Here is a 17,739-nt window from a genome sequence, read left to right on the forward strand (position 1 = left end):
TACGATGAAAATTGAGTTACCAGATAAAGTAGCAGAACAGCTTCAAATTAATGATAGTGAGGACGTCAAAATCGAACTGCGTAATCATGATGCAGTTCTCACCACTGAAGCCAGTGAACAATCGTTGTTTCAACGGGTATCGTTTTGGTGGTACCTAGTACCAGCCCTGGCGAGTGCTCTGGCTTTTAACGTTTTTTTTGCCATGAAAAATAGGAATCAAATACCAATGTCTGGGAATACCTCATTGGGGACAACCGTGATTATGGCTGGCGTTATCATCGGGACATTGTTGTTTACCATCTTTTTTATTCGGGGACGGCGAAGTCAAAGAAATGCTTTTTCGGCGACTATCTATTGGCGGAACTTTCCGGTGGTGATTTTATCCTTTGGACTGATCCTTGGCTTAGGCCTTTTAGGGGTGTTTTGGCTACTGGGCACAATTTTTAAAGGCGCGACATTTGACCGGCTGACAGCCACAATCATCTTCTTTATTTTTGAAAGTATGATCAATTACATCATGATTTACGCCGCGGTTTCGACTTCTTCACGAACCCTGATTCGAATCTTTATGTTGGTGATCGTGAGTGGCGTCATTATTGCGATGGCGACCAATAGTACCCGGAAGTGGTGGCAGTATAATCTGAGCTTTTTGGGAACCAATGTTGCTAACAACAGTTGGCAATTCAATATGACACTGATGTTTTCTGCCTTAATCATGGTAGCGTTAATTGATTATATCTTCGTTTCACTCAATGCTAATTTCCCCCATTCTGTCCGCTTACTAGTTTTGCGAGTGATTTTGACCGCCATGGCCGTCGATATGGGGGCGGTGGGCTTTTTCCCGAATAATAGTGAGTCACATATCCTTCATGACCATTTGGCATCGTTTCTGGTGTATTTCATTATTGTTTTAATTGTTGGTATCCGTTGGTTCTTGCCGAAATTACCCAAAGAATTTTTGCGGATGTCTTACACCGTTGGGGCAATCTTGGTGACGGCCGAAGTATTGTTTAAATTTGTGGGGTATCTATCATTGACAGCGTACGAAATAATAGGATTCACATTAACTTTCGGCTGGGTACTCTTGTTGTTGCAGTTCCTGCAAGAGTTAGTTGATACGGGAACAAGGGTATTTTATGTAAAAGTAAAGAGTACGAACCAAGGCGTTAAGAGACCGTAATAGAAGAAGGCTTCTTCTGTGCAGGTCTCTGCCTTGGTGAGCACTTTTAGTCTAGATAAAATAAATGCACATAAATCCGAACTGTGCTCGTTTACCTCAATTACAGGTTTACTTTACGCTCAAACTTACCTAATATAATACTCAGAAACTTTTAATCTGAGGAAGAGGGTCAATTAGTGTGACCGACAAACATAAAGGGCTGACATTTGTCATCGTGGGGACAACATTGTGGGGAATGTCCGGTGTTGCCGCCCAATACTTATTTTCCCATCAAGCAGTTGAACCGGGCTGGTTGGTGGGTGTCCGGCTAGCCATTGCGGGCATTATGCTCGTAATATGGGGGGCACTTAGTAACTTTAACGAACTGATTTCAATTTGGCGAAATTGGGCCGACTGGCTATTATTGATTGTTTTCGCATTGTTTGGCATGATCCCGTCACAGTTTTCCTACTTTATGGCGGTTAAGTATGGTAATGCGCCAACTGCAACGATTTTACAATTTCTTGGCCCGATTTTTATTATTGCCTATTTGGCATTGCGGTATTGGCGATTGCCTCGACGAATCGACGTGATTTCCATGTTAATTGCGTTACTGGGTACATATCTATTGGTTACCAAAGGACGATTCGATAGCCTTCAATTAGCACCGGCAGCCGTTTTCTGGGGTGTCATGGCAGGGGTTGGTCAGGCGTTATATACGCTAATTCCAATTCGACTGCTGAAAAAATATGATGCTAAAATTGTGACTGGTTGGGCGATGTTGATTGGCAGTTTGGTTTTTATGCCACATATCATTACCACACCCATCCCTAAACTAACTATTTTAGATTGGTCTGCAGTACTGTTCGTGGCAACTTTTGGCACCATGTTTGCTTATTTGTTTTATTTAACGAGTTTAAATTACATTTTGCCTGCGACGACGGGGATGCTAAGCTCATTTGAACCCTTAACGGCAACCTTTTTATCGATTATCGTTCTCCATACGGCTTTTGGCTTGCCGGAAATGGCAGGCGGAGCAATGATTTTAGCTACAGCTTTCTTACAGGCATTTGCGGTTAGAAATCCTGGCCGGATCATCAAAAAAGCGTCCCACCAATAAGGTGAGGCGCTTTTGCGTTATAGGCCACGGTTACCGCCCAGCTGGAGTTTGGACAGCCTCAGTTGTTTCGGACGGCACCGTTTGTTTTTTTGACATTAATAGATTTAGCAGAATCGCACTAAGCGCAGCAATTGTAATTGGAGAGCCTAGCAAGTATTGCAGCATTTGTGGTGCTTCGCTGACAACCTTAGTTGGCAATAAGACCATTGCCATGGTTAAAACAATTGGCACACCAATGATGTAGATGGCACTTTCACCCGTGTTCAAGTAACGAACCACGTTAAGCCCGTTCAACATGATGATGACACAGATGATGGAGTAAACACCACCGATGACGGGTGCGGGAACGGCAGCGAAGAAGGCTGACAATTTACCGCAGAAGCCAAGGATGATAAACCAGAAACCAGCGGAGACGAAGACCCGTTTGCTGGCAACACCAGTAACGGAAACCACTCCGGCGTTGGTTGAGTAGCCGGTCATTGGAGTTGCACCAAGCAGTGCTGCTAGTAGACAACTAAGGCCTTCGCCAATAATCCCCATGTTCCATTGTTTCTTGCTGATTTTTTCACCCGTAACGGCACTCATGGCGAACCAGGTTCCAGTAGTTTCGGTGGTCAATACTAAATAAATGACGACGAAAGTTAAAATAGCTGGGAGTGAAAAATGCATGCCGTAGTGCATCGATGTGAACTGGGGCAGGCTGAACCAAGGGGCCGTATTAACTGTTGACCAATCGAAGACGCCCATGGCAGTAGCAACCACCGAACCGACAATCAGCGCGATAATGATTGAACTGACTTTGAGTGCCTTTCTTAACTGAGGGATTCGCGAGCTTAAAATAATAGCGATTAACATAGTAATACCAGTGGCACCGGCAATAATCATATTTGAATTAATATTGCCGGATGCTTTAAAGATATTATCGTTCAAGGCGCCTGGTAGTAGTGATAAGCCCACACAAGTGATAATCGTACCGCCGACAATGGCGGGGACTAACTTGGAAATGACTTTCTGAAACACCCCAGTAATGCCTAAAGCGATGAGTAAAAATGAGCCGACAACTAACGAGCCCAAAACGGTTGCCATCCCACTGTGTGCACCACCGTTAGCTAAGTAAATCCCAGCAACGGCGCCCACGGGAACGAAGGATGGGCCTTGAGAAACGGGCAACTTTAAAAAGAACTTCGTCTGTAAAATTGTCCCGATACCACAGGCAATAAAGGCGGCTTGTAAGAAGCCACTCTTCTGTGCGACGGACATCGATAATAGGCCAGCCATGATGATTGGTGCAACGTACACGTCCATGGCGAGCACGTGTTGTAAGCCTAAGAAACCAGCCTGCGTGTATGGTACCTTGTCTTCTGGTCCATACAATAAGCCATTTTGTTTGCGATCCATAATATTGGTTATTCTCCCTTTGAATTGACTTGAGTTCCTTGAACATCATCAACCGTCTGCTTAGTCGTTTGATATATCTGTTATGTCAAGATTGGCAACACTGTCAGGTGGAATAGAGGGTGGGCAGTGAGACCAGGTATAAGGCGGCTAAGTACTTCTAGGCGTGGGCATTAAGCCAGACCTAGTGAATATTCCGCTAAGTTTACGACAAATATAACCACCTCACTTTTACTATTTAGTTATCTATGAGCGTTGAAAAGAACGAATGTTGACTACTAAACCTTAGCAATTATTCGTCTCAATGTCTTGTGAGCTATTATAAGCACAATTTACGGGTGTTTCAATGAAATTTCACGAACAAATTAAACTTTAATCTTTGGACAAATAATATTCATCTCAAAAAGATTCCTGTTAGCGGTTACGCCACTGTTGGCAAGGATTTAGCTTGGTTTACATAAAAATAATAAATAGTCAGTGCTTGCATAATTATCCATGGATGATTACAATACAAGCTAATTAGATTTTAATAATCTAATATTAATTTAATGTTCGGGAGGATTGCGTATGGACAAAGCATCGACTCGATCGGAAAAACAAATTGCTGCAAACATCTTAAAGGGCTCTTTAGGTAATATGATTGAATGGTTTGATTGGTATGTTTATGCTTTCTTTGCGATATACTTTTCTGCTGCTTTTTTTCCAGCTGAAAACAAGACCGCAGAGTTACTTTCAACGGCGGCAGTCTTTGCTGTTGGATTCTTGATGCGACCACTAGGTTCATTTGTCATGGGGCGCTTTGCGGATAGAAAGGGGCGGCGTGCTGCACTGACGCTTTCTGTGACAATTATGGCGACTGGTTCTTTGATTATCGCGATCACGCCAACCTTTAAATCGATTGGGGTTTGGTCACCGATTATTTTGGTAGCAACCCGGATGTTCCAGGGACTGTCACTAGGCGGGGAATATGGTACCTCCGCTACCTATTTATCTGAAATGGCGTCACCTAAACGCCGCGGTTTCTATTCATCCTTCCAATATGTCACGTTGATTTCAGGTCAATTATTTGCGTTGTTGGTTCAAATTGTGTTGCAGAACGTTCTAACGAATGCTCTGTTATTTGCGTTTGGCTGGCGAATTCCGTTCGTGATTGGTGCTTTCGGAGCAGTGGGTGTCTTATGGCTGCGTTTATCAATGGAAGAATCGGATCAGTTTGAAGCTCGAAACAAGCACAGTAAGAAAGCGGGGACGTTAACACTCTTGGCTCAGTATCCGAAGCAATTCTTCACGGTGGTCGGGTTGACATTTGGCGGTACCATTGCCTTTTACGCCTATACCACATACCTCCAAAAATTCATGATCAACACCACGGGACTCAATACCCGGGTTGTTTCAGTGATTAACTTCTTTGCACTCCTGATCATGTTGGTCCTACAACCGATTTTCGGTCATCTTTCAGATAAAATTGGCCGTAAGCCACTGTTATTGTGGTTCGGAATTGGTGGCACCGTGTTTACCGTTCCAATCTTTACCCTATTGGCACACGTGCATTCTCCATGGGCAGCGTTCTTCCTGATGTTAGGCGGTGTTGTGATCGTTTCTGGTTACACGTCAATTAATGCCATCGTTAAGGCGGAACTCTTCCCAACGGAGATTCGGGCTTTAGGAGTTGGCTTCCCGTATGGGCTAACGGTTGCGTTATTTGGTGGTACTGTTGAATACGTTGCCCTCTGGTTGCGATCAGTGAACCTTGAGTCACTCTTCTTCTGGTACGTTGCCTTGGCGTCCCTTGTTTCACTGGTGGTTTACTGGCATATGTTGGAAACTTCCACAGCGTCAGAAATCAATGTGGACAGCGTGCCTGCTGCTCCGGTTAAGAATGGTGAAGCAGCTGAATAGTCATTCTTGAGTTAAATGAAACCATTAAAACAGTGGTAGTCGATTGTTTTCCTTTAATACCTAAAACTAATATATTAGTGGTGATATAATAATCACAAAGTATGAAGGGAAGCATAGGTAAATGACAACGTATAAAGGTGAACCACTTAATATTTTGCATACCATTGGCTTGGATGTGCTCTATCCAGTGGTTCGTGTAGCACTCCATTTTGGTGGCCAACTTGATCGGACACGATTTGAATCCGCGTTAGAAGCAGTGACAACAGTAGTTCCCGAACTGCTGTGTCGTTATGATGTTCAAAATAATCAATGGATACAGGTGACGGATCAAGTTGCGGATTTAATTTTGGATAACGTGACCGACATTGATGCAGACGCGGCTAACTGGGATTTAATGAAAGAACCGCAATTACGCGTCTATTGGAATGAGCAGGACGGTCGCACAGTACTGACACTTTACATCAGCCATATTTTGACGGATGGGGCAGGGAGTAAACAACTACTGTACTTGCTGGCCAAGGCGTATACGAAGGGCAGCGAAGCAGTAACGGGGATTAAAAACCTTCAGGACGTTGCCTGGCTTGAGCAGCTGATCAAGGAGCGGCCACAAAAAGCTAGTCGCCAAACTGATCATCCAGCTAAACCATTGTTGTTGCCACGTTTAAATGCTGATGGACCAGCTAAGTATCGGGTTGGTCGGGTTACTTTATCGGCTGGAGATACGGCACAATTAATTGAAGCAACTCATGCAGCGGGTGTGACGGTAAATGACGTTGTGATGGCCTCGTTTGGCCGGGTGATGCAGCAATTCGCTGGTAATTCCACGCTAGCATTGGCCTGCCCAACGGATATGCGGCAATTCAATCAATTTCCGAAGCACACAGTACAAATTGCCAACATGACATCCCGGTACAATATTTCAATGGCTGCTGAGATTGATTCTCCGCTGGAAGAGTTAATTCAGCGGTTTCACAAGGAAATGCAGACTCGAAAAGATCAGCGCCAGTGTTTCGATTCCGTCGCCAGTTTGTTGAGTCAATACCATAGTCAGCCGGTAGCCAAATTACAGCAAGCGGCTGAGGATAATTACCATATTCGAGAGATTGCCTACACGAACTTCGGTGTTCTGAATGCCCAACAGTTGCAATTTGGTGAGGTTAGTCTTGATGACCTAGTCATTACTGGTGGCTTTCGTCGTGCGCCAATGTATCAGATTGCTGCGGGCACTTTCAATGGGAAGCTGACCCTCGCTTTCAATATGATTGGCAGCGATGCTGAAGAGACCTTTGGGATGGCATTAGCTCGGGATGTGGCAAATGCTGTGCGGTATTTTTCGGTGGCGACGGTGAAATAAAATAGAAGAGAAAATGAAATCAGCTATATCTCAGGGGGGATATGGCTGATTTATTTTATATAGCCGAATCGTGTTCAGCAACACTGACTCCGGCCATATAAGGCAATCAAAATAGGCATTCCAAAGTACAGGAATACCCATTTTGATTGCCTTATATTCTGGAGTCAACCCGTGTTGCTTCACACCTGCAACAAAAAAGTCCCACGAATAGATTTCGTGGGACCCTCTCTTAAGTATCAGCTATTTAACTGAAGTCTCCGTAGCTGATGCTTTAAGACTTATTCCGTAACTCAAAGCATCACCCCCTTTTTTGATTGTGGCTATAATACAATGATATTGATTAATTGTCAACTACTTATTACGGCGTGAATGATAACGCTCTTAACTGTTGGTTTGACAATCAATTTAGTCGAATTCTTCGTACTCATTTGGGTCCTGATTAGTGCTTCGGCCATCTGGTTTAGTCAGGGAATTAATGGCCTGAATCTCGTCGTCGGTCAACTTGAAATCGAAAATATCGAGATTTTGGCGTTGGTGAATCAGACTACTGGACTTTGGAATCGGCACGACGCCCCGTTGCGTGTGCCAACGCAGAATAATTTGACCCGTGTTTTTATCGTACTTCTTGGCTAATTTTTGAATAATTGGTTCCTTTAACGACTTGCTGCCACGACCGAGTGGACTCCATGCTTCAGTCGCGATTCCCCGGTCTTTGTTAGCTTGCAAATTAGCTTCATTGATCCAATACGGATGAATCTCAATCTGGTTGACGGCAGGGGTGACACCCGTTTCATTGATCAAACGATCCAGGTGTTCAGGCATGAAGTTGGACACCCCAATCGTGTGAATCAAGCCAAGTTTTTGTGCAGTAATCAGGGCACGCCAAGCTTCAACATAATGATCCCGCTTCGGTAATGGCCAGTGGATCAAGAATAAATCAAAGTAGTCTAGTCCCATCCGAGCCAGAGATTCTGTGATGGCATCAAGCGCATCATCATAGTGGTGATACTTACCTGGTAACTTTGATGACACAATAAATTGACTGCGAGGAATGCCACTTTCACGGATGGCTTTACCAACGATGCCTTCATTATCGTAATTGGTGGCACTGTCCAGTGACCGGTAACCATCATGGATTGCTGATAGAATCTGGTCAATACCTTGAGCACCGCGAATTTGATAGGTACCAAATCCTAACATCGGTAATTGGTGACCATCGTTTAATAAGACGTTTGGAATTTTCATATTCTGAGTCCTCCTTAGCTTACAACTATCATCATTATAATGGTTCGAGTTAGGTGTAAGTCAAGTGAGGTGTATAAAGGCAAAAAATATATTGACTCGCAAGTCATTGACTTACTGGTCAATAAAGAATATACTCTGGGTGAAATTAAGGATGCCACAATTTTGTTTGGTGAATTAGGAGGGGATAACGATGGTACAAAGCGTTGTAAGCATTAATCATTTACAGAAATCATTTGGTAAGTTTCAAGCCTTGAAGGACATTACTTTTGATGTTCAGGCTGGTGAAGTGTTTGGGTTCATTGGTCCGAATGGTGCTGGTAAATCCACAACTATCCGGGTCCTATTGGGTATCTTGAAAGCTAACAGTGGTCAGGCAACGATTTTTAACGAGGACGTGTGGCAAAATGCCGTCGCTATTCATAACCGCATTGCCTATGTCCCTGGTGATGTTTATCTGTGGCCTAACTTAACCGGTGGTGAAATGATTGATTTTCTGTTGAAGCTCAATCACCAAAAGCACAGTACGACAACTGACGAGCTGATTCACGAGTTTGAATTAGATCCAAAGAAAAAATCGCGTAACTACTCAAAAGGAAACCGCCAGAAAGTTGCGTTAATTGCAGCGCTATCTACGGCAGCTGATTTATATATTTTTGATGAGCCGACCAGTGGGTTAGACCCACTCATGGAAGAGCTGTTTCAGAAACACGTCTTAGCGTTAAAGCAACAGGGGAAAAGCGTGCTATTGTCCAGCCATATTCTCTCTGAAGTGGAGCGGATGTGTGACCGAATCGGAATTATTCGTGGCGGTGAAATCATTGAAACAGGAACGCTGGAACAAATGCGACAGCTGACTCGAACACAAGTGATCGTTCAGGCCAAACAATCACTGGCCGGTGTTGAAAGCTTAGCAGGTGTCCATGATTTTCGGCTGGATAGTCACGTTACAAATAAGGCAGTGTTTGCCGTGGACACTACCCAAATTGGTCAGGTGATGGCCGATTTAGCAAAAAGAGAAATTGTGACTTTGCAGACCACGCCACCAACCTTGGAAGATTTATTCATGCATTACTATAATGCAGAGGGGGCTGAGGATCATGACACAAAGTAATCAAGTAGCTCAGACTGGCTATCTAACACGGATGTACCTGCGACACGATCGGTTGGCAATTATTGTTTGGCTATTAGGAATTGTAAGTATGGTCGGCGCAGGTGCCAGCAAGATCATTGGCTTAAGCGGTAGTGATAAACAGGTGGCTTCATTAGGCACCACACTGGACACTCCCTCCATGGCGGCCTTATTTGGTCCTTTTACCGCAGTAAAGCCTTATACCACGGCAGCTATTTTCGCAGCTTCCATGATGGTCTTCACTGGACTGCTGATGGCAATCATGAACATCTTTTTTGCAATCCGAAATACTCGGACGCAAGAAGATAACGGTGTGTTGGAAATGGTTCGTGCGCACAGTGTCGGCCGACAAAGTCCTCTCCTATCAACAGTTTACGAATTACTCTTGATTAATCTCTTAGCTGGGGTGCTGTCCGCGGTAACACTTCAAGCAATCAACATGGACGGGTCCGATGTACTGGGCGATTGGTTATTTGGACTTGGGCTTGCAGCATTTGGCTTGATGTTTGGCGCTTTTACGCTTTTTCTATCACAACTTGCCAGTAATTCTCGTGGCGCAACGACAATGAGTTACAGCCTGTTAGGTCTGCTCTATGTTCTTAGAGCAATGACGGACGTTCAAAATGTTAAATATACGTGGTGGACGGTTTTCGGTTGGGTAGAAAAGATTGATCCCCATGGTAAGAATCGCCTAACACCTGTTTTATATATGCTGGTTCTGGCGGTTGTGATTCTGGTGGCGACTTTTGTTATCAGTTCTGAGCGAGATTTAGGATCCGGGCTTCTACCCGATCGCCCTGGTCGTAGTCATGCCAGTGCCTTATTAGCGGGGCCGACTACGCTGGTCTTTCGGCTGGAACGCACGAGTATTATCGCTTGGGTCGTTGGTCTTGCTGTATATGGAACCAGCATGGGAACCTTGTTTAATACCGTCGGCGATATGATGAACAACAGCCCAATGATTGCAAAAATTATTGGTCCTGCTGCCGCCGCTTCAGTTGGACGAACCATGACCTTGCAGTTTGCTTCTTTAATGAGCGTCGTGATGGCAATCGGCGCCAGCGTGCCAGCAATCGCAACGATGCTGCGCCTTAATAGTGATGAACGAAAAGGCTGGTTAGAGGCAATCCATGCTCATAGTGTTTCTCGGTGGCACTTATTTGGCGCCTACACCGTAGTTGGCACAGTTGCGGGATTACTAACCCTGTTTGCTGGTACATTTGGGATGGCTTTGGGTGGTCAAGGCGCTAAGCACGCCTTCAATATTAGTCGGATGATGCGATCATTTTGGGCGTTTACACCCGCTGTGTTGGTAGTGATCGGTGTTGTTGCTGTATTAGTTGGATTAATGCCAAGGTATGAAAAAATTTCCTGGGTAATACCAATTTATGCAGTGTTGTCGATTTACCTTGGCGGATTGCTGGATTTTCCTGAATGGACGAAGAAGTTAACCCCGTTTGGCTGGATTAATAAAGTACCATTAAAAGCAGTTCAGTGGGATCAAGCGGGTTGGCTGGTATTATTGAGCATAGTACTCATACTGGTTGGATACATTTTATATAAAAGGCGTGACTTGGTTGAAAATTAGAGGAGGGAAAATGAATGCTTGAAATGAATCCCGAAATTCCAAAGGATCCAGAAAAGATTGATCGAATTATGGCTAGTGCAACCAAAATCTTTGCTAACAATGGCTATTTACAAGCTAAAACCGCTGATATTGCGAAAGATGCTGACGTTTCTAAGGGCATCGTTTTTCGCTACTTTGGCGATAAAGGCCACCTCTATCTGGCTACCGTGACGTATGTGATTGACCTGTTAACTAAACGGGCCGATTTTACCGTTTGGACGGACGCAAAAGACTTAGGTGACATGATTGAACGGGCGGTACGCTATAAAATTGAACTCCAGTTGCAATATCCCGACGAGTTTAAGTTGTCGGTGCAGTCCTTTGGTGAAATGAATGTGTTACCAGAGGATATTCGACCACAGATCAGCGAATTGTGGCAAAAGCAGACCACCACGTCGATTGCCATGCTGGAGGAACCAGTATTGGATCGAATGAAGCTTCGACCAGGAGTTGATAAGACCATTTTGAAAAAGTTATTGGGTTCAATCGGGAACTCTGTGTTTGTGGAGGCTGAAGCGTTTATGAAGAAGCATCCTGATGCTAAAATTGAGGATTTCGAACCAATCATTAATGAGATTCAAGCTGAATACGAAATTTTGGAACATGGTTTTGCTACTAAATAAATGTGGGATACGAATTGGTTAATGCAAAAGCAGCTATGCCGACACTGTTGTCGGTATAGCTGCTTTTTAGGTTGTGATTTTTTACCGATTAGTCACTGGTTTGACCGTAAAATTATGCGTTAGATGTGGCCAAACGACGCGGTCGGATATGGCGATGAGAATGCCATTGCCGAAAATTGAGAACAACGTTGCAACGTTGACAGAAAGAATCTGTCCGGTAGCGAAGTAGGTGATGCCAATCATGATGGCAGCTGGTAAAAAGTCCAGTAATTGTGATGCTGTAGCGTTGCCTTTGAGGTATAAGAACCGCAAGATATTGGAGGTGTCGTCGTTAGGGTGCATGATAATGTTAGCACGCTGATAAAGTGAAATCCCGATGCAAAAAACGACGATACCTAAACAGCTAAAAATTAATCGCCAAATGACAGGTGCATGATTAATGCCAAATGCTTCCAACATTTGAGCAGAATACTGAACAATGCTACCGAAAAAGACCACGTACACGATTTCGTAAAAGAGTCGCTTGCCATCAAATCTACGGATTAAAAACTGATTGGTGATGGCATTGATGACGCCGATTATAAATAAGATGATGCCTAAGCTAACGCCAGTCCAGTTATGTAGATTAACCGCGGAAGCCGTCCACAGGCCACTACCCATGTTACCGGCAACAGCCATCCCGTTACCGAAAGCATTCAAAAGCAGGCCAGCAATCAGACCAATCCACCGTTCTTTTAACGTATTTTTCACATCTTCCGCCTCACTTCCTGATAAGTTTATCATATTAGGCAAAAAATGTAATATATCAGTTTAAATTAACGGCTATTTTGTGAAATGATGCCTGATTTCTTCCGCAACGAGCACGAACCAAAGAGCGAAGGTAAGAATTAACAAGTTCTGTGAGAGGTTTGTAAAGGATTGTTGGTAGATACTAAAGCCTGAAATGAAACTCGAAATTACGGCTACACCAAACCACCACCAGCGAACTTTCAGCCACCGGACCCATGAATCAGTTTCATCGGCTGATTTGGCGAGATTGCTGATGTGGACAATCACGGCCATATTTAGTAGTCCCATTAGCAAAACCAGTGCCTTCATGATGTGTACAGAAGGTGTAAAGATAATGATGACCAAAAAGAGGATATCGATGACCACGGTCAATTTTCTTGTAGGCTTAATTTCTGCCATGACCTCTTGTTTCTTCAGATAATTCTTCATGCCTTCATCTTCCTTCAACATTGTATCCAGTGACATATCATAGAAGTCGCTTAGTCGAATCAGACTATCAATGTCAGGATAGCTTTTGCCAGTTTCCCAGCTAGAAATGGTTTGCCGTGACACGTTTAATGCTGCCGCCACGTCCTGCTGGGTGCTGTGGTGTTCTTTTCGAGTTTGTTGCAGTCGTTCCCCAAATAGCATGTTTATATGCCCTCCTTATTCGTCTTCAAAGGTACCTGAAATTGGATGGAAATACTAGCTAAGTTTCTTAGCATCATTGATATGTGAGGAATTAGAGCTTGTTGATCTGGAACAATTAAGCGATACTATTTACCGGGAAATAAAATTCAAAATTAAAATATTCTGAAATTAGCTTGACACTTTCTAACCTAAGAGCCATAATATTCATCAGTTGTTAATACGAAGCAAGCGACAAGATGAGTAAGCCTTGCGTGGTCTGTAGAGAGTTATCGTTTGGTGAAAGATAACGGCGGCGCATTGCTGAATATGGTCTTGATGATCGCTCTACTGCTGAACCAGTTGGCTAGGCGGTGGCGGGCACTCCCGTTACAGAGTTAGGGTATGCACTGATAGCAGTAAGTACTGAACCGCCGTTAGTTAGTACCCGATGAGGAATATTTCCGCGAGGGGTATTCGAACTAAGGTGGTAGCACGATTAAATCGTCCTTTTATTTAGAGATAAATAGAGGGGCGGTTTTTTTGTGTAAGGTGCGAAGGCAGGCGGTTAAGGACTGAAGTGTAACGGAGCCTGGACAGAAATCCCGAACTTGGATTTTTGGCCGGGTTCTGTTACGCGCAAGTCCTTGCCTGCTGGAGCCCGATTAGACAATGTAGAAAAAACCATCGTAAAAACATAGGAGAGACAGACATATGAGTGAAGCAGCGAAAAATGTAATCGAACTAAACAATATATCAGTAACCTTCCACAACAACGATCAGACACTTGATGCTGTGAAAAACGTGAATCTTCAAATTCAAAAAGGCGATATCTACGGCATTATTGGTTACTCAGGTGCAGGGAAAAGTACACTAGTGCGAGTGATCAATCTCTTGCAGCAGCCAACCGCTGGTACCGTTACTGTGAACAATCAAGAAATCCAGCAATTGAAACCAGTTGAACTGCGGCAAGCCCGCAAAAAGGTCAGCATGATTTTCCAGCATTTCAACTTAATGAAGTCGCGGACGGTTCAAGGCAACGTGGAATATCCGCTGTTGGGCACCAAGATCAGTAAGGGCGAGCGGCAAGCTAAAGCTCAGAAATTATTAAAACTGGTAGGGTTAAGCGAATATGCGGATACCTATCCTAGTCAGCTATCCGGTGGTCAGAAACAGCGGGTGGCGATTGCCAGGGCGTTGGCCAGTGACCCGGAAATTTTAATTTCGGATGAAGCGACCAGCGCGCTGGATCCCAAAACTACGAAATCGATTTTGGAACTGCTAAAACAGCTGAACCGGGATTTACACTTAACCATCGTCTTGATCACCCACGAAATGCAGGTGATTAAAAGTATTTGTCATAACGTGGCAGTCATGGATGCCGGTGAAATTATCGAGCGTGGGCCAGTGGCAAAGGTCTTCACGGATCCTCAGCAAAAGCTGACTAATGACTTCGTTGAAACCTCAACGAACGTGAAAGAGGCAATTGAACGAATTACCAGCACGATTGAAATTAGTGATTTTAAGGATAATCAAGAGCTGATGTACTTCAATTTTATCGGTAATTCTACTAAGCAAAGCGTGATTTCAGAATTTTCACAAAAATACGGCGTGGATGTGAACATCTTGTTTGCCAATATTGATCAAATCGATGGTGAAAACGTCGGTTACATGATTGCCATCATTACTGGTGACCTAAACGTCTTCAATGGCGCCATTCAGAAGTTAAGGAGTGACGGTGTCAAGACGAGGATTTTGACGGATGCGCTACTGGAAGGGGGTGAAGACCAATGACAGCCATTATTCCAAACGTCATGGCGATGAAGGGTGAATTCGTTCAAGCAACCTGGGAGACCATCTATATGACATTAATGTCAGCTATCATTTCCGCAGTGTTGGGGCTGCTGGTTGGGGTGTTGCTGGTGATTACTCAGCCGGGTGGCATTCTGGAGGATAAGCTGACCTATTCAGTGGTTGATAAGTTGGTCAACCTGTTACGTTCCATTCCGTTCATCATCTTGCTGGCAGTGATTTCACCACTGACTAAGTTCTTGATAGGGACGACCGTTGGGACCACAGCATCTTTGGTGCCCTTGATTTTCGGCATCTTTCCATTTTATGCCAGACAAGTCCAAAACGCTTTGTTGGATGTGGATCATGGGGTTATTGAGGCCGCTGAGTCCATGGGGTCCAGCCCAACGGAAATCATTTTCCGAATATATCTGCGAGAAGGGTTAGCGGATATTATCAGGGTCTCAATCGTCACCATCATTAGTTTGATTGGACTGACCACCATGGCGGGTGCCATTGGTTCAGGCGGTCTCGGTGATGTCGCGATTAACATTGGTTATGCCCGATTCGAGAATGATATTACCTTTACAGCAATGATTATTATTTTAGTGTTAGTGTTTGCGGTTCAGCTGATTGGCGACTGGATCGTTAGAAGAGTTGAACATAATTAGAGGAGTGATGGAGAATGAAGAAAAGTGCATATTGGTTAATTGGAATTGTGGTTGTTGTGGTGTTAGCTGGATTTGGAATTCATAGTGTTTCCAGTTCACAGGCAGCTAATAAGAGTAAATCCAGCAATATTTTGATTGGTTCAGAGGGTTCCGATATTGATATCTGGAAGCACATTGCCAAGACAGATGACGCCAAGAAATTAGGCCTGAAGATTAAGGTGAAAAATATCGCCGATGGTGTTCAACTCAATAAGGCAACCGCTGATGGCGACGTGGATGTTAACGCCTTTCAATCATGGTCATACTATCTAACCTATAACCAGCAGAATAAGTCCAACAAGCTGACAGCCTTGGGGACCACTTACATGGAACCCATGGGCCTGTATTCTAAGAAATATAAGAACGTCAAGGATATTCCAGCTGGTGCAACGATCGCGATTGCAAACAACCCATCGCAAGCAGCTCGTGGTTTAATTCTCTTACAAAAGGCCGGTTTGATCACCTTGGATAAGGACTTCGGCTACGTTGGTACGATCAAGGATATTAAGAGCAACCCAAAGAACTTTAAGTTCAAGCAGATTGATGATACGACTGGTCCTCGTGTTATCAACGATGTGGATGCCGTGCTGATTTCTAACACAGTGGCATTGGAAGGTCATTTGCACGTTTTGACTGATTCCATTTATCACGAAAAAGTTGATCAATCTACCAAGGACAACATCAACATTCTGGCCACTTCCGAGAAAAACAAGAACAACGCCAACTACAAGAAGCTGGTCAAACTGTATCACAAGAAAGATATCCAAAAGTACATCAAGGATAAGTATTACGGCACCAAGATTGAAGTTAACAAACCACTGAGTTATTTGAAATAACAGACAATATAAAGGAGATCGTTAATTATGGCTAAAGTTGAAAGTTTTACATTGGATCACACAAAGGTTAAAGCACCATACGTTCGTTTGATTACTGAGGAACACGGGACTAAGGGTGACATTATTAGCAACTACGATTTACGATTGGTTCAACCTAATGAAAATGCCATTCCAACTGCAGGGTTACACACCATTGAACATTTGTTGGCTGGTTTGCTGCGTGACCGTTTAGACGGTGTGATTGACTGTTCACCATTTGGCTGCCGGACCGGCTTTCATTTAATCACCTGGGGTCAGCATTCAACGACTGAAGTTGCTGAGGCCTTGAAGGGTTCATTAGACGACATTGCTAACAAGATTGAATGGAAAGATGTTCAGGGAACTGACAAGTACAGTTGCGGTAACTACCGTGATCACTCGCTCTTCTCAGCAAAACAGTGGTCTCGCGATATTCTGGAAAAGGGTATCAGTGACGATCCATTTGAACGACATACAGTCTAGGTCAAACAGGAGGTTGTCAAAATGGCAAAATTAGCAATTGTGACTGGTTCAGGTCAGGGTATCGGTGAAGGTATCGCCCATCGGCTAGCAAAGGAAGGCTACGCTATCGCCGTAGCTGATATTAATGACACCACTGCTGCCAAAGTTGCTCAGGATCTGCAGAGCGAGGGCGCTAGCGCAAAAGCCTATCACGTGGATGTTGCTCACCGTGATGAGGTGTTTGATTTAGTTGACGCAGCGGTCGAAGATTTAGGGGAGCTGGCCGTCTACGTTAATAATGCTGGAATTGCCTTCATTGATAGCTTCATTGACTCGAATCCAGCCGATGTTGAACGATTACTGGACGTGAATTTAAAGGGGACTTACTGGGGGATCCAAGCCGCTGGTAAGAAATTCAAGGAACAGGGCCATGGCGGTCGAATCGTGAACGCTGCCTCATTGGCAGGGTATGAAGCGTCAGCGCTACAAAGTGCGTATTCTGCATCAAAGTTCGCTATCCGTGGGTTGACGCAATCTGCGGCCAAGGAATTTGCGAAGGATAAAATTACTGTGAACGCTTATAATCCTGGTATTGTTCGTACAAAAATGCGCGATGCCATCGATAAAAAGACAGCGGCAATTAAGCATAAAACGATTCCAGAACAACAGGCAGATTGCTTAACCGAAATCGCGATTGGCAGGGAAGCCACCCCAACGGATGTAGCTGAAGTGGTCGCCTGGTTCGTGAGTCCGGGTGCCGGCTATGTGACGGGGCAAAGTTTGCAGGTTGATGGCGGAATGAGGTTTCATTAGAGAGTGTGAAACGAGGCGTTTAGGGACCGGAGTGTAACGAGCTATTACCATAAATCATGGGCTTGGATTTGTGGTGATAGCTCGTTACATGCAGGTCCCTGCCTCGTTGAACACGTTTAGGCAAAGTAAAATTAAAAGAATCCACACAAAATAACGCTTGATC

At 44.2% G+C, this 17,739-nt stretch carries 16 protein-coding genes; 12 read left to right on the top strand and 4 right to left on the bottom strand.

Annotation, left to right across the window (positions count from 1 at the left end; translation table 11 throughout):
- Window positions 1-4: 4 nt before the first annotated feature.
- Window positions 5-1,180 (top strand): DUF998 domain-containing protein, encoded by a 1,176-nt coding sequence (locus HC026_RS00545; RefSeq protein ID WP_168924020.1) that lies wholly within the window; start codon window positions 5-7, stop codon window positions 1,178-1,180.
- Window positions 1,181-1,358: 178 nt separating this feature from the next.
- Window positions 1,359-2,279, top strand: a complete 921-nt coding sequence (locus HC026_RS00550; protein WP_240890985.1) for a DMT family transporter — start codon at window positions 1,359-1,361, stop codon at window positions 2,277-2,279.
- A 30-nt stretch (window positions 2,280-2,309) separates the two neighbouring features.
- Here the strand turns inward: HC026_RS00550 and HC026_RS00555 are convergent, their stop codons facing one another.
- Window positions 2,310-3,677, bottom strand: coding sequence for a uracil-xanthine permease family protein (locus tag HC026_RS00555; protein WP_168924021.1), 1,368 nt, complete (start codon window positions 3,675-3,677; stop codon window positions 2,310-2,312).
- Window positions 3,678-4,241: 564 nt separating this feature from the next.
- Between HC026_RS00555 and HC026_RS00560 the strand changes: the two genes are divergently transcribed.
- The gene (locus HC026_RS00560) at window positions 4,242-5,573 is read left to right on the top strand and encodes an MFS transporter (RefSeq protein ID WP_168924022.1); all 1,332 of its coding nucleotides are present in this window, start codon (window positions 4,242-4,244) and stop codon (window positions 5,571-5,573) included.
- A gap of 121 nt (window positions 5,574-5,694) precedes the next feature.
- The gene (locus HC026_RS00565; protein ID WP_168924023.1) at window positions 5,695-6,927 is read left to right on the top strand and encodes a condensation domain-containing protein; all 1,233 of its coding nucleotides are present in this window, start codon (window positions 5,695-5,697) and stop codon (window positions 6,925-6,927) included.
- Window positions 6,928-7,332: 405 nt separating this feature from the next.
- Here the strand turns inward: HC026_RS00565 and HC026_RS00570 are convergent, their stop codons facing one another.
- Window positions 7,333-8,172, bottom strand: a complete 840-nt coding sequence (locus HC026_RS00570) for an aldo/keto reductase (RefSeq protein ID WP_168924024.1) — start codon at window positions 8,170-8,172, stop codon at window positions 7,333-7,335.
- Window positions 8,173-8,362: 190 nt separating this feature from the next.
- On the opposite strand from HC026_RS00570, the gene HC026_RS00575 reads away from it, so the two are divergent.
- Genes HC026_RS00575 through HC026_RS00585 form a run of 3 tightly spaced genes read left to right on the top strand, consistent with a single transcriptional unit; the run spans window position 8,363 to window position 11,551 of the window.
- Complete coding sequence (locus tag HC026_RS00575) at window positions 8,363-9,283, top strand: ABC transporter ATP-binding protein (RefSeq protein WP_168924025.1); 921 nt, start codon at window positions 8,363-8,365, stop codon at window positions 9,281-9,283.
- Complete coding sequence (locus HC026_RS00580; RefSeq protein ID WP_168924026.1) at window positions 9,270-10,889, top strand: ABC transporter permease; 1,620 nt, start codon at window positions 9,270-9,272, stop codon at window positions 10,887-10,889. Before HC026_RS00575 ends, HC026_RS00580 begins: the two co-directional genes overlap by 14 nt.
- A 14-nt stretch (window positions 10,890-10,903) precedes the next feature.
- Window positions 10,904-11,551: a TetR/AcrR family transcriptional regulator gene (locus tag HC026_RS00585; RefSeq protein ID WP_168924027.1), complete on the top strand. Its 648-nt coding sequence runs from the start codon at window positions 10,904-10,906 to the stop codon at window positions 11,549-11,551.
- 81 nt (window positions 11,552-11,632) lie between these two features.
- On the opposite strand, the gene HC026_RS00590 is transcribed toward HC026_RS00585, so the two are convergent.
- Both HC026_RS00590 and HC026_RS00595 read right to left on the bottom strand, forming a co-directional pair.
- Window positions 11,633-12,265: a hypothetical protein gene (locus tag HC026_RS00590; protein WP_168924102.1), complete on the bottom strand. Its 633-nt coding sequence runs from the start codon at window positions 12,263-12,265 to the stop codon at window positions 11,633-11,635.
- Window positions 12,266-12,373: 108 nt separating this feature from the next.
- Window positions 12,374-12,970, bottom strand: a complete 597-nt coding sequence (locus tag HC026_RS00595) for a helix-turn-helix domain-containing protein (RefSeq protein WP_168924028.1) — start codon at window positions 12,968-12,970, stop codon at window positions 12,374-12,376.
- Between the two features lie 690 nt (window positions 12,971-13,660).
- On the opposite strand from HC026_RS00595, the gene HC026_RS00600 reads away from it, so the two are divergent.
- The 5 genes from HC026_RS00600 to HC026_RS00620 are packed head-to-tail and all read left to right on the top strand — an operon-like array spanning window position 13,661 to window position 17,576.
- The gene (locus tag HC026_RS00600) at window positions 13,661-14,740 is read left to right on the top strand and encodes a methionine ABC transporter ATP-binding protein (protein WP_168924029.1); all 1,080 of its coding nucleotides are present in this window, start codon (window positions 13,661-13,663) and stop codon (window positions 14,738-14,740) included.
- Window positions 14,737-15,408: a methionine ABC transporter permease gene (locus HC026_RS00605; protein ID WP_168924030.1), complete on the top strand. Its 672-nt coding sequence runs from the start codon at window positions 14,737-14,739 to the stop codon at window positions 15,406-15,408. Before HC026_RS00600 ends, HC026_RS00605 begins: the two co-directional genes overlap by 4 nt.
- A 14-nt stretch (window positions 15,409-15,422) precedes the next feature.
- Window positions 15,423-16,283 (top strand): MetQ/NlpA family ABC transporter substrate-binding protein, encoded by an 861-nt coding sequence (locus HC026_RS00610; RefSeq protein ID WP_168924031.1) that lies wholly within the window; start codon window positions 15,423-15,425, stop codon window positions 16,281-16,283.
- 27 nt (window positions 16,284-16,310) lie between these two features.
- Window positions 16,311-16,784, top strand: a complete 474-nt coding sequence (locus HC026_RS00615; protein ID WP_168924032.1) for an S-ribosylhomocysteine lyase — start codon at window positions 16,311-16,313, stop codon at window positions 16,782-16,784.
- Between the two features lie 21 nt (window positions 16,785-16,805).
- Complete coding sequence (locus HC026_RS00620; protein ID WP_168924033.1) at window positions 16,806-17,576, top strand: acetoin reductase; 771 nt, start codon at window positions 16,806-16,808, stop codon at window positions 17,574-17,576.
- Window positions 17,577-17,739 lie beyond the last annotated feature (163 nt).

This window comes from Secundilactobacillus angelensis, from assembly GCF_012641075.1.
Taxonomy (GTDB): domain Bacteria; phylum Bacillota; class Bacilli; order Lactobacillales; family Lactobacillaceae; genus Secundilactobacillus; species Secundilactobacillus angelensis.